The following is a 13,382-nucleotide window of genomic DNA, read 5'->3' as shown; positions in this document are numbered from 1 at the left end:
CGTCCTTTTTTTATTGGCTGTGCAACCCTCTGCCTCATGCTGAGCGCCACCACCACCAAACAAAAAGAGCAACCGCCATGTGCCATCATTGCAACCCCGGCAAGTGTTTACGTGCAACCAGCCTGTAACAGGATGCGTAACCGAACTGCACATCCTTGGTGCGCGACTGCTACAGCGGGCACCATTACAGGCTAGACGCTGAGACGGGAAACTGCTGCGACTTGTAGCTGCTACCGATGTACCCGCGGCGGGCCGCCCACCTGCCCAAAAAAGGCTGGCACAATGGCAAGGTCTGTGCGTCGTTGCTGGCAGTTAATGGCGCGCGCCCCCTACGGAGCCCCTTATGAGCGAGAGCGCCTTCGCCGATCGCATCGTGCAGAACCTGCTCGACACCGACTTTTACAAGCTGACCATGATGCAAGCGGTGCTGCACAACTACCCCAACGTCGACGTCGAATGGGAGTTCCGTTGCCGCAATGGCGAAGACCTGCGCCCCTATCTGGCGCAGATCCGCGAACAGATCGAGCAACTGTGTGAACTGAACCTGGGTAATGGCCAGTTGGGCTTCCTGGAGCAGATCAGCTTTTTGAAGCCCGACTTTCTGCGCTTCCTCGGGCTGTTCCGCTTCAACTTGCGCTACCTGCAATTGGGCATCGAGAACGATCAGCTGTACTTGCGCCTGCGCGGCCCCTGGCTGCATGTGATTCTGTTTGAAGTGCCGTTGCTGGCCATCATCAGCGAAGTCCGCAACCGCCATCGTTATCCACAGGCCAAGCTCAGCGACGCCCGTGACCAGCTCTACCGCAAGTTCGACTGGCTCAGGGCCCACGCCAGCGGTGACGAACTGGCGGAATTGCAGGTGGCCGACTTCGGTACCCGCCGACGCTTCTCCTACAAGGTCCAGGAAGAAGTGGTGCGGGTGCTCAAGGAGGACTTCCCGGCGCGTTTCGTCGGTACCAGCAATGTGCACCTGGCACGGAAACTGGATATCAAGCCCCTGGGCACCATGGCCCATGAGTGGATCATGGCCCACCAGCAACTGGGCCCGCGCCTGATCGAAAGCCAGATCGCCGCACTCGATTGCTGGGTTCGCGAGTACCGCGGCCTGCTCGGCATCGCCCTGACCGACTGCATCACCATGGATGCCTTTCTGGGCGACTTCGACCTGTACTTCGCCAAGCTCTTCGATGGCCTGCGCCACGACTCGGGCGACCCGGTGCAATGGGCCGAGAAAGCCATCGTCCACTACCAGAACCTGGGGATCGACCCGATGACCAAGACCCTGGTGTTCTCCGATGGCCTGAACCTGACCAAATCGCTGGAGATCTTCCGTGCCCTGCGCGGCCGGATCAACGTCAGCTTCGGCATCGGCACCAACCTGACCTGCGATATTCCCGGGGTGGCGCCGATGAGCATCGTGCTTAAAATGACCGACTGCAACGGCCAGCCTGTCGCCAAGATTTCCGACGAGGCGGCCAAGACCCAATGCCGCGACGAGAACTTCGTCGCCTACCTGCGCCACGTGTTCAAAGTGCCCAAGGAGTAATTCATGCAAGCCGTCCAGCGAGAGATTGCGCAAGCGCTCAAGGTCCAGCCGCCCTTCGCCGACCGCGCCGCGCTCGATGCCGACGTGGCCCGTCGCGTGGCGTTCATCAAGCAGTGCTTGAACAACGCCCGACTCAAGACCCTGGTGCTGGGCATCAGTGGTGGCGTCGATTCGCTGACTGCGGCGCTGATGGCGCAACGGGCAATCAACGAGCTGCGCAGCGAAACCGGCAATCCGGACTATCGCTTCATCGCCGTGCGCCTGCCCTACCAGGTCCAGCAGGACGAACATGACGCCCAGGCCTGCCTGGACGTCATCAAGGCCGACGAAGTACATACCGTGGACATCGCCCCGGCCGTGCGCGCCCTGGCGGCCGAGGTCAAGGCACTGGAGAACGGCTCGCCGACGATGGTCGATTTCGTGGTCGGCAACACCAAGGCGCGCATGCGCATGGTCGCCCAGTACACCATTGCCGGCGCCCGTCAGGGCCTGGTGATCGGCACCGACCACGCCGCTGAAGCGGTGATGGGCTTCTTTACCAAGTTCGGTGATGGCTCCTGCGACCTGGCGCCCTTGAGCGGGCTGGTGAAAAACCAGGTACGGGCGATCGCACGCAGCTTTGGCGCGCCAGAATCACTGGTGGAAAAAGTGCCGACGGCGGACCTGGAAGACCTGGCCCCGGGCAAGCCGGACGAAGCGTCCCATGGCGTGACCTACGCCCAGATCGACGCCTTCCTGCACGGTGAGCCGGTGAGCGAGGAAGCGTTCCAGATCATCAAGGGGACGTACGAGAAAACCCAGCACAAGCGCGAGATGCCGTTCGCGCCGTAAAACGCAGCGCGGGGCAAGCCCGCTCCTATTGCAGGAGCGGGCTTGCCCCGCGATTGGTTACTGAATTACTTCAGCGTCACAGTGCCTTTCATCATCGAGATGTGGCCTGGGAACGAGCAGAAGAAGCCGTACTTCTCGTCAGCCTTCAGCTTGGAAACGTCAAAGGTCACCGAGTCGGATTCCTTGGCGCCGATCACCTTGGTGTGGGCGATAACGCGCTCGTCACCGGCCTTCAGGTAATCCTTGTCGATGCCTGCGCTCAGACCGTCGGTGGCAATCGGCTGCATGTCAGCTTCTTTGCTGATCACCAGGTTGTGGCCCATGACGTTCTTCGGCAAGTTACCGGAGTGAGTCAGTTCAACGGTAAAGGTCTTGCAGCTCTTGTCGATTTCGATGGCCTTGGTGTTGAAGGACATCTGGTCGGTAGAGTCGACCGTGACCTTGCACTCCGCGGCGAATACCTGAGCGCTGGCGAGGGTCAGCAAGGATACTGCAACAACTTTGGCAAACATCGTGAATCTCCATGGCAGGGGTTTTTATCAGTTTGAAGACTGCCTGAAACCGCAAGGCGGGCCCATGATGTGGGTCAAACGCTGGCAGTTAGCCAGGCAGTAAATTTGTTCTATGGATTGTATACACGAAATCTAAGTGCCCATCATGCACCTTTGCGCGACGATGAGACAACCTCTCATTTAGGCGTAATCATCATGTCCCTCAATAGTCTTATGCGCAGTCTCCTGGCGGCCTATGCCTGCGGCGCCAGCGGTGCTACGTGCGAATTCGCACGACCGGAGTGATCTCAAACGGCCGCTATTGATGCCACATTGCAGACTTGGAAGCTACTGGCTTGACCCTTACTCTGTGTGCGTTTGTAACCGGAGATGAATAATGCCTGTACGTTCCGTTTGTGTGTTCTGTGGCGCCAGCACTGGCGTCAACCCGGCTTATCGCGAGGCGGCCATTGCCCTTGGCCAGGCCATTGCCGGGCGCGGCCTGACACTGGTGTATGGCGGCGGCGCGGTCGGCCTGATGGGAATCGTTGCGGACGCGGCCATGGCCGCTGGCGGTGAAGTGATCGGGATCATCCCCCAGGCCCTGAAAAACGCCGAGATCGGCCACACTGGCCTGACCCGCCTGGAAGTGGTCGACGGCATGCACGCACGCAAGGCGCGCATGGCCGAACTGAGCGATGCCTTTGTGGCCCTGCCGGGTGGCCTGGGCACGCTGGAAGAGTTGTTTGAAGTCTGGACCTGGGGGCAACTGGGCTACCACGCCAAGCCGCTGGGCCTGCTGGACGTCAACGGCTTCTATACAAAGCTGGGCAGCTTTCTCGACCATGTGGTGGAAGAAGGCTTCGTTCGCCCGCAACACCGCGCCATGCTCAAGCTGGCCGTAACCCCTGATGAGTTGCTCGACGCCATGGAAGATTTCGAGGCGCCGGTACTGCCCAAGTGGGTCGATAAAAAACCCGATTGAACCGCAACGCACTGTAGGAGCTTCCCCCGCGATAGCGATTTAAATGCCACACCGCTATCGCGGGGCAAGCCCGCTCCTACACGAGGTCCAGCGGCATGACGGTGACCTGCACCTCAGGGTCATGGCTCCCCCCACCCAGAATCACCCCGCGCAACGGCGACACATCGGAGAAGTCCCGGCCCCAGGCCAGGGTGATGTGCTCCAGCGCGGGCCGCAGGTTGTTGGTGGGATCGAAGTCGACCCAGCCTTGCACCGGGCAGAACACTGACATCCATGCGTGGGAGGCATCGGCACCGACCAGGCGCGGCTGACCCGGTGGCGGCCGGGTCAGCAAATAGCCACTGACGTAGCGCGCCGCCAGGCCCCGCGATCGCAGGCAGGCCAGCATCAGGTGGGCAAAGTCCTGGCACACGCCCCGACGACGCTCCAGCACCTCCACCAAGGGCGTGGCGACCTGGGTGGCCTCGGCATCGAAGGTGAACTCGGTAAAGATCTTTTCCATCAACGCCTGCACACCCAGCAGCAGCGGCTGCCCCGGCGTAAAGCACGACTCGCTGAACGCCACAAAACGCTGCTTCAAGCGCACATACGGCGACTCGAACCGATAGCGGCAGGCCTCCAGGTGTTCGGCCGACAGCGGCTGGCTGGCATACGACAGCCCCTCGCGCACCTGCTCCCAGGCAGGCGAACGGCTGAAATCCGGCTCGGCACGGGCCATCACTTCGATCTGCAATCGCGCCACCACCCGAAGCTGCTCATGGGGACGCTCGAAGGCCAGGCGTGTCACCGGGTTGCCGAACACATCCCACTCATCGCGGCGCTGGGAGGGCTCGGGGCTGACTTGCAGCACCTGGGCGCTGCAGCGCTGCCAGGCACAGGGGCGCGGCCACAGGTGCGCCAGTTGCTGGGCCAGGGACACGGGACTGTCATAGTGGTAATGGGTGTCGTGGATGACCTGATAGTGCGCGCTCATCAGACTGATACCGTTTGCTGGCTGACATCATCGACATGGGCGAAATGACGCAAGGCCAGACGCTCTGAAATCTCACCGCTGGCCCGGGCGATCGACTGCAGCAGATCGGCAAGGCCGGTCAGCACCGCTTGCACACTCGCGCTGCCGAACAGTGATTCTTCCAGGCTGCGCAAATCGAAATGCCTGAGCTGTTCAGCCAGCCGTGCAAGGCCGGGATCGCGGGTGCTGCCGAACTCTTCGCACAGGCGTTCATAGGCACGCACCAGCAACTTGAGCTGGAACAACACGGCATGGGGGTTCTGCTCATCGAGCAGCAGCAGATCGAGCACCGGAATCAACTGCGCCACGGCCAGGTAGCGCGAGCGGTAGGTGATGCTGCTGTTGCCCAGCTCCAGCAACCACTCAAGCCCGGCCTGATCGAACGCGGCCGGCCCCCGCAAAAAGGCCGCCAGGCTGCTGCACAACGATTGCAGGCGTTCGATACGCCGGCCGATCATCAGGAAGCGCCAGCCCTCGTCCCGGGTCATATCGTCCAGGGCAAAGCCGGACAGCGCCGCCATGGACATCACCAGGCGATTGAGAAAATCCACCCGTTCGCCAAAGTCCGCCGCCTCATCGTCAAGGCTTCGGGCCTCGCGTTGCAGCTCCACCAGGGCTTGCCAGTTTTCCCGCGAGAGCTTGCCGCGGACCTGGGATGCAGCCCACTGCAGGCGCTGCAGATTGGCACGCAGGCTGAAGGCCCAGTCGTCATCGGCCAGTGCCGCACGCAAGCGCTCAGGCAGCGTCCCCTCTTCCGGCAACAACGAAAGTTCGTCCGCCAGGGTAACGGCTGCTTGCAGGGCCAGTGGGTCGTCGCCGTCCAGATAGCGAGTGAGGATGATCCGCAGCAACCGCGCACTGGCATCGCAGCGCTCGCAGTAGCGCCCGAACCAGAACAGGTTTTCCACCACCCGCGAGGGCAGGTACGGGTCCTGGCGGATCAGGTCGGCCACGCCCAGGTTGCGGCTTGCCCGCCACTGATCGCCAACGGGCGCAGCCTCGCCCAATACCCAGGTGTCTTTGCTGGCGCCACCGCGCTGCATCGACACCACCTCGGCATCGGCGTGCGCCGCGACCCGGGTCAGGCCGCCGGGCAGTATCCGGTAACCGTCTTGCGAGGCCACGGCATACACCCGCATGCCAACGGCCCGCGACTGCAACTGACCGTGTTCAAGCTGCCACACCGGTGCCTGGGACAGCTGCGCCAGCTCCTGAGCGACATACGCATAGGGCCGTGCCTGAATCCGCGTCGCCAGCGCCTGGCGCTGGGCGGCATCCAGGTCCCGTCCGAACACCGGGCTGAAGCTCTGGGAGGGAAACGCCGGCTTGACCAGCAACTGCGGCAGCCGCTCCAGCGCTCGCGCCATGACCGATGGCTCGCCACACCACCAGGTGGCAACCGACGGCAGGCGCAAGTCTTCACCAAACAGGCGTTGATTGATTGCCGGTAAAAAGCCCAGCAAGCCAGGCGACTCCAGCACGCCGCTGCCCAGGGCATTGGCGACCAGCACCCGCCCCTGGCGCACCGCGTCGAGCAACCCCGGCACACCCAGGGCTGAATCGGTGCGCAGCTCCAGCGGATCGCAGAAGTCATCGTCCAGGCGCCGCATGATGGCGTGAACCCGGCGAAGGCCGCTGAGGGTCTTGAGGTAGACCGTGGCATCGCGCACGGTCAGGTCGCTGCCTTCTACCAGCGGATAGCCCAGCTGGCGTGCCAGGTACAGGTGCTCGAAGTAGCTTTCGTTAAAGCGCCCCGGCGTCAGCAGGACCACCAGGGGCGCCTCGCTGTCGCTGGGTGCAAGGCGGATGAGGCTTTGCTGCAAGGTGCGGAAGAAGCCGGCCAGATGCTGCACCTTCAAGTCGCGGTACAACTCGGGCAAAGCACGGGAAACGATGACGCGGTTTTCCAGTGCATAACCGGCACCCGAGGGCGCCTGGGTACGGTCGGCGGTGACCCACCAGCGGCCATCCGGCGCCCGCGCCAGGTCCACGGCATACACGTGCAGGAAGGTCCCTTCGGGTGGGCGAATACCCTGGCACGGCCAGAGAAAATTATTGTGCCCATACACCAGTTCGGCCGGCAGCAGCCCCTCGCCGATCAACTGCTGCGGGCCATAGATATCCGCCAGCACCGCATTGAGCAGGCGTGCACGCTGGGCAACGCCCTCGGCCAGGTGCTGCCACTCGTCAGCCGGTAGCAGGTTGGGCAGCAGGTCCAGCTCCCATGGGCGATCGGCACCCTTGGGGTCGGCATAGATGTTGTAGGTGACGCCGTTTTCCTGCAGCTGCCGGGTCAGGGAAGCCTGGCGCTGCGCCAGTTGCGCCGGCCCGCTGCGCTGCAGGTAATCGCACAGCGGCTGCCAGTGCCCGCGCACCGTGCCTTGGGCGTCGAGCATTTCATGGTAGGTCCCCGGGTTCAGCGGGTAGGCATCAAACAGATCAGGCATGGCAGTGCTCGAGGACCATGGGTGATTTCAGAGTAGCGCTCAGTAGCGGCGCAGATCCAGGGTAAAGGGCAGCTCGGCGTCGATGCGCACGTCCGGCACCGGCAACGCGCCCGGGCTGTGGCCCAGACGGAAGAACCGCGCCTGGCGCCGGCTCTGGGCTTCGTTGGCATTGACCGGAAAGCTGTCATAGTTGCGCCCGCCGGGATGCGCCACATGGTACTGGCAGCCGCCGAGTGAACGCCCCATCCAGGTATCGAGCAGGTCGAACACCAGCGGCGCATGCACCGGGATGGTCGGCTGCAAGCAGTTGGCGGGCTGCCAGGCGCGGTAGCGCACCGCCGCCACATACTCGCCAACGCGCCCGGTGGGTTGCAGCGGCACGGCGACCCCGTTGCAGGTCAGTCGATAGCGGTCGGCACTCATGCCACTGACCTTGACCTGCAGGCGCTCCAGGGACGAATCCACATAACGCACATTGCCACCGCCAGCGCCCTCCTCGCCCAGCACATGCCAGGGTTCAAGGGCCTGGCGCAGTTCAAGCGCAATACCGTTGACGGTGTAATCGCCCACCTTGGGAAAGCGGAACTCCAGGTGCGCGGCAAACCACTCGGCACGCAGCGCAAAGCCCGCAGCGTTGAGCTCGACCAGTACGTCGGCAAAATCCTGCTCGATAAAATGCGCGAGCATGAAGCGGTCGTGCAGCTCCGTACCCCAGCGGGTCAGGCGCTCTGGCGCATAGGGCTCACGCCAGAAGCGCGCCACCAGCGCCCGCAACAACAATTGCTGCACCAGGCTCATGCGCGCATGGGGCGGCATTTCAAAGGCGCGCAACTCCAGCAGGCCCAGGCGCCCGGCAGGGCCATCCGGTGAGTAGAGCTTGTCGATACAGAACTCGGCGCGGTGGGTGTTGCCGGTCACGTCGATCAGCAAATTGCGCAGCAGCCGATCAATCAGCCACGGTGCACACGCCTCGCCCGGTGCCGGCATCTGCGCGAAGGCGATTTCCAGCTCATACAGTGAATCGTTGCGCGCCTCGTCGACGCGGGGCGCCTGGGAGGTCGGGCCAATGAACAGGCCGGAGAACAGGTACGACAGTGACGGGTGGTTGTGCCAGTAGCTGATCAGGCTGCGCAGCAGGTCTGGCCTGCGCAGGAACGGCGAGTCGGCAGGCGTGGCGCCGCCAAGCACGAAGTGGTTGCCACCGCCGGTGCCGGTGTGGCGCCCGTCGATCATGAATTTTTCGCTGATCAGTCGCGTTTGGCGGGCCTGTTCATAAAGGAACTCGGTGCGCTCGACCAGCTCGTCCCAACTGGCCGAAGGCTGGACATTGACCTCGATGACGCCCGGGTCCGGGGTCACCTTGAAATTCACCAGGCGCGGATCGGCAGGCGGCTCGTAGCCTTCGAGCAACACCGGGCAATGCAGCTCCTGAGCGGTAGCCTCGATGACCGCCACCAGCTCAAGGTAATCCTCCAGCCGCGACAGCGGTGGCATGAACACATACAGCCGGCCATCGCGGGGCTCGGCGCACACGGCGGTACGGGTCAGCCAGTCGGCCGAGGCATCGACCTTGGGGGCTTGCTGCTCGTGCTCATCCACCGCATGGCCGGTACTGGCATTGGCCAGCGAATCACGATCCGGCAGGTCGCCCAGCGGCTGATTGGGATCGGTGGGATGTACATGCGGATATTCCGCCGCACTCACCCAGGGCTGGGCGGCCAGTGGCAAGCGGTACCCCAGCGGAGAATCACCCGGCACCAGCCGGCAGTGCTGGTCACGCAGGAACCAGCGTCCGCTCTGCCAGCGCTGCTCATCGGCGCTGCGCGCCAGCGGCAGTACCTGACCGATGACCCGGTCCAGCCCCTGGCCGAACACCTTGCGCAATCGCGCACGCTCCATTTCATCACCCAGGCGCGCATCATCGGCACGCACGTTGGAGGGCAGACCGCCCTCTCGCCACAGGTAATACAGCGCGTCCTCGTAGGCTGGGAACACATAGCGGGTCGGCAGCCGGAGCCGCTCGGCGACACTGGCGAGAAAGCGCCCGGCCAGGTGGCTGTCGGCGCCATGATCCTGCGTCTCGTCGGCGATCAGCGCCGGGTTGTTCCACACCGGCTCGCCGTCACGACGCCAGAAGCAGTTCAGCGACCAGCGCGGCAACTGCTCGCCCGGGTACCACTTGCCCTGCCCGAAGTGCACCAGCCCCTTGGGCGCGTAATGGCTGCGCAGGCGCTGGAACAACGCTGTCGCCAGGCGCCGCTTGTTCGCCCCCAGCGCCGTGGTGTTCCATTCGGCGCCATCAGGGTCGTCGATGGCGACGAAGGTGGGTTCACCGCCCATGGTCAGGCGCACGTCCGCCGCCTTGAGTTCCCTATCGACCTGACGGCCCAGGGCGACGATGGCCTGCCATTGCTCATCGCTGTAAGGCAGCGTCACCCGGGGCGACTCCCACAGCCGTTCCACGCTCATTTCATGGGAAAAGTCGCACTCACAGGGCTCGACCAGGCCGCTGATGGGCGCCGCTGACATTGGATCAGGGCTACAGGCCAGCGGAATATGCCCTTCACCGGCAAACAGCCCTGACGTCGCGTCCAGGCCGATCCAGCCGGCGCCCGGCAGGTAAACCTCGCACCAGGCGTGCAGGTCAGTGAAATCCTCTTCGCTGCCTGAGGGCCCGTCCAGCGCCTTGACGTCTGCCTTGAGCTGGATCAGGTAGCCCGAGACAAACCGTGCCGCCAGCCCCAGGTGGCGCAGCAACTGCACCAGCAGCCAGGCCGAGTCCCGGCACGAACCCGAGCGGCTCTCCAGGGTGTGCTCCGGCGTTTGGACACCGGGCTCCAGACGGATCAGGTAGCGGATGTCCTGGCTCAAGCACTGGTTCAGCGCGACGAGGAAATCCACACTGGCTTGGGGCGTACGCTCGATACTTTCCAGGTAGCGGGAGAACAGGGGCGTCAGCGGCAGTGTTTCGAGGTAGGGCGTGAGCTCGTGACGTTCATCGCGGCCGTAGCTGAAGGGAATCTGCTCGGCGTAAGGCTCAAGGAAAAAGTCGAAGGGGTTGAACACCGCCATTTCGGCGAGCAGGTCCACTTCCACCCGCAAGTTGTCGACCTTTTCCGGGAACACCAGGCGGGCAAGGTAGTTACCCTGGGGGTCCTGCTGCCAATTGATGAAGTGCCCGGCCGGCTGCACCTTCAAGGCATAGGAGAGAATGCGCGTACGGCTATGGGCGGCCGGGCGCAGCCGCACAATTTGCGGACCCAGTTCGATGGCACGGTCATAGTGGTATTCGGTGACATGGTGCAACGCGACATGGATCGACACGGCGGGCCTCCTGCGAGCCTGGACGGTAGCGGAACCGCGCAAGACTTGTGCCATGCGGCCAGCCCAGCGAATTCCGGTGTACAGCCCCGGCAGGCGCACCAAAAGCGCACTGCAACGAAGCTGCCGTGCAAGCCTTGCACAGATTTGAGGCTTTTCCAGGCAGGAGCGGGCTTGCCCCGCGATTGCGGTGTGTCAGGCCATTGGCTATCGCGGGGCAAGCCCGCTCCTACAAGAGGCGGACACAAAAACGCCAGCCCGAGGGCTGGCGTTTCTGTTAGCGCGGAATGACCGGCTGGCGAGCGGGCTTTTTCTTGCCCTTGCCGCCTTTGGCGGCATCCTTGCGGGCCTTGGCCGCTTCCTGGTTGCGGGCGAACGCTGCGGCCTTGGCCTCTTCGCGCTTGTCCCACGGCTTGGAGCCGTCGCTGGCACGTGGCGGCAAGCCGCTGTGCTGGGTGAGGATCTTCTGCTCCTTGCCCACCTTGTGGCTTCCCGCCGGGGTCGAGTTCTTGCGGCGAGCACTCTGGTAGGTGTCGGTGGTCGGCTGGTGCAGCGGAATCAGCTGGTGCTTGCCCGGGCCGATCAGGTCGGCACGGCCCATGCGCTCCAGGGCTTCACGCAGCATCGGCCAGCCCTTCGGATCGTGATAGCGCAGGAAGGCCTTGTGCAAACGGCGCTGCTGCTCGCTCTTGACGATGGTCACCGGGTCGCTCTTGTAGGTGACCTTGCGCAGCGGGTTCTTGCCCGAGTGGTACATCGCAGTGGCCGACGCCATCGGCGAGGGGTAGAAAGCCTGTACCTGGTCGGCACGGAAGCCGTTGCCCTTGAGCCACAGGGCCAGGTTCATCATGTCTTCGTCGGTGGTCCCCGGGTGCGCGGCGATGAAGTACGGGATCAGGTACTGCTCCTTGCCCGCCTCTTTCGAGTACTTCTCGAACATGCGCTTGAAGCGATCGTAGCTGCCGATGCCCGGCTTCATCATCTGATTGAGCGGACCTTCCTCGGTGTGCTCCGGGGCGATCTTCAGGTAGCCGCCCACGTGGTGGGTGACCAGCTCCTTGACGTACTCCGGCGATTCCACGGCCAGGTCGTAGCGCAGGCCCGAGGCAATCAGGATCTTCTTCACACCCGGCAGTGCACGGGCGCTGCGGTACAGCTTGATCAGCGACGAATGGTCGGTGTTCAGGTTCGGGCAGATCCCCGGGAACACGCACGACGGCTTGCGGCACGCCGACTCGATCTCGGGGCTCTTGCAGGCGATGCGGTACATGTTCGCGGTCGGGCCACCGAGGTCGGAAATGACGCCGGTAAAGCCTGGCACTTTGTCGCGAATTTCTTCGATCTCACGAATGATCGAATCGTGGGAGCGGTTCTGGATGATGCGGCCTTCATGCTCGGTGATCGAGCAGAAGGTACAGCCGCCAAAGCAGCCGCGCATGATGTTCACCGAGAAACGGATCATGTCGTAGGCCGGGATTTTCTCCTTGCCGTACGCCGGGTGCGGAATGCGCGCATAGGGCATGCCGAACACGTAGTCCATTTCTTCGGTGGTCATCGGAATGGGTGGCGGGTTGAACCATACGTCCACTTCGCCGTGCTTCTGCACCAGGGCGCGAGCGTTACCCGGGTTGGTCTCCAGGTGCAGCACGCGGTTGGCGTGGGCATAGAGCACGGCATCGCCGCGGACCTTCTCGAACGAAGGCAGGCGAATGACCGTCTTGTCACGGGTCATGCGCGGGCTGGCCAGGATCTGCACGACCTTGGCTTCGTTCGGATCTTCGACCGGGCCCTTCTCCTGCTCGATGGCACAGGCCTGGGTGTCCTGGGTGTTCACGTACGGGTTGATGATCTTGTCGATCTTGCCCGGACGGTCGATACGCGTGGAGTCGACTTCGTACCAGCCTTGCGGCGTGTCACGACGCACGAAGGCGGTGCCACGGATGTCGGTGATGTTCTCGATCTTTTCACCAAACGCCAGGCGCTGGGCCACTTCGACGATGGCCCGCTCGGCGTTGCCATACAGCAGGATATCGGCGCAGGCGTCGATCAGGATCGAATGGCGGACCTTGTCCTGCCAGTAGTCGTAGTGTGCGATCCGGCGCAGGGAAGCCTCGATGCCGCCGAGCACGATCGGCACATGCTTGTAGGCTTCCTTGCAGCGCTGGCTGTAGACCAGGCTGGCGCGGTCAGGACGCTTGCCGGCCATGCCGCCCGGAGTATAGGCGTCGTCGGAGCGGATCTTCTTGTCGGCGGTGTAGCGGTTGATCATCGAGTCCATGTTGCCGGCCGCGACGCCGAAGAACAGATTCGGCTCGCCCAGCTTCATGAAATCGTCTTTGGACTGCCAGTTCGGCTGGGCAATGATGCCCACGCGAAAGCCCTGGGCTTCGAGCAGACGGCCGATGATCGCCATGCCGAACGACGGATGATCGACGTAGGCATCACCGGTCACGATGATGATGTCGCAGGAATCCCAGCCGAGCTGATCCATCTCCTCCCTGCTCATGGGCAGGAACGGTGCTGGTCCGAAGCATTCGGCCCAGTACTTGGGATAGTCGAAAAGTGGTTTGGCTGCTTGCATGTCAGTGACCGGTGGCTAATCGATGAAAAATCGCGGGCGCGGAATATAGCACAAATTTTGATCACATCCGACGGTAATGGTCGGTTTTTGGCTGCAGCGAAAGCGTTGCGCCATCATTCATGGGGGTCACACGCCACTTTGTAGGAAGCCTCCTCCTACTTCCCTAGC

8 protein-coding genes are annotated in these 13,382 nt (G+C 63.2%); 3 read left to right on the top strand and 5 right to left on the bottom strand.

Annotation, left to right across the window (positions count from 1 at the left end; genetic code table 11):
• Positions 1 to 343 precede the first annotated feature (343 nt).
• A complete protein-coding gene (gene pncB, locus U9R80_RS02455; protein WP_301838246.1) occupies positions 344 to 1,546 on the top strand; it encodes a nicotinate phosphoribosyltransferase in 1,203 nt (400 codons plus the stop codon).
• A 3-nt stretch (positions 1,547 to 1,549) separates the two neighbouring features.
• Complete coding sequence (gene nadE, locus U9R80_RS02450) at positions 1,550 to 2,377, top strand: ammonia-dependent NAD(+) synthetase (protein ID WP_301838248.1); 828 nt, start codon at positions 1,550 to 1,552, stop codon at positions 2,375 to 2,377.
• Positions 2,378 to 2,442: 65 nt separating this feature from the next.
• Here nadE and azu read toward each other — a convergent pair whose 3' ends face one another.
• Positions 2,443 to 2,889, bottom strand: coding sequence for an azurin (gene azu / locus U9R80_RS02445; protein WP_301838250.1), 447 nt, complete (start codon positions 2,887 to 2,889; stop codon positions 2,443 to 2,445).
• Positions 2,890 to 3,265: 376 nt separating this feature from the next.
• Here azu and U9R80_RS02440 point away from each other — a divergent pair, with 376 nt between their 5' ends.
• Positions 3,266 to 3,853: a TIGR00730 family Rossman fold protein gene (locus tag U9R80_RS02440; protein WP_301838251.1), complete on the top strand. Its 588-nt coding sequence runs from the start codon at positions 3,266 to 3,268 to the stop codon at positions 3,851 to 3,853.
• Between the two features lie 76 nt (positions 3,854 to 3,929).
• On the opposite strand, the gene U9R80_RS02435 is transcribed toward U9R80_RS02440, so the two are convergent.
• From U9R80_RS02435 to U9R80_RS02420, 4 genes are all read right to left on the bottom strand, one after another.
• Positions 3,930 to 4,826: a transglutaminase family protein gene (locus U9R80_RS02435; RefSeq protein ID WP_301838254.1), complete on the bottom strand. Its 897-nt coding sequence runs from the start codon at positions 4,824 to 4,826 to the stop codon at positions 3,930 to 3,932.
• Positions 4,826 to 7,312, bottom strand: a complete 2,487-nt coding sequence (locus U9R80_RS02430; protein ID WP_301838255.1) for a circularly permuted type 2 ATP-grasp protein — start codon at positions 7,310 to 7,312, stop codon at positions 4,826 to 4,828. Before U9R80_RS02430 ends, U9R80_RS02435 begins: the two co-directional genes overlap by 1 nt.
• 39 nt (positions 7,313 to 7,351) lie before the next feature.
• A complete protein-coding gene (locus tag U9R80_RS02425; RefSeq protein WP_301838256.1) occupies positions 7,352 to 10,636 on the bottom strand; it encodes a transglutaminase family protein in 3,285 nt (1,094 codons plus the stop codon).
• A 274-nt stretch (positions 10,637 to 10,910) separates the two neighbouring features.
• Positions 10,911 to 13,214 carry a YgiQ family radical SAM protein gene (locus tag U9R80_RS02420; protein ID WP_301838257.1) on the bottom strand — a complete coding sequence of 768 codons (2,304 nt, stop codon included), beginning with the start codon at positions 13,212 to 13,214 and terminating at the stop codon, positions 10,911 to 10,913.
• Positions 13,215 to 13,382: the final 168 nt, after the last annotated feature.

Origin of the sequence: Pseudomonas sp. JQ170C (assembly GCF_035581345.1) — a bacterium.
Classification (GTDB): domain Bacteria; phylum Pseudomonadota; class Gammaproteobacteria; order Pseudomonadales; family Pseudomonadaceae; genus Aquipseudomonas.
The sequence above is the reverse complement of the archived record's forward strand: the minus strand, read 5'-3'. Positions and strand labels throughout refer to the sequence as shown.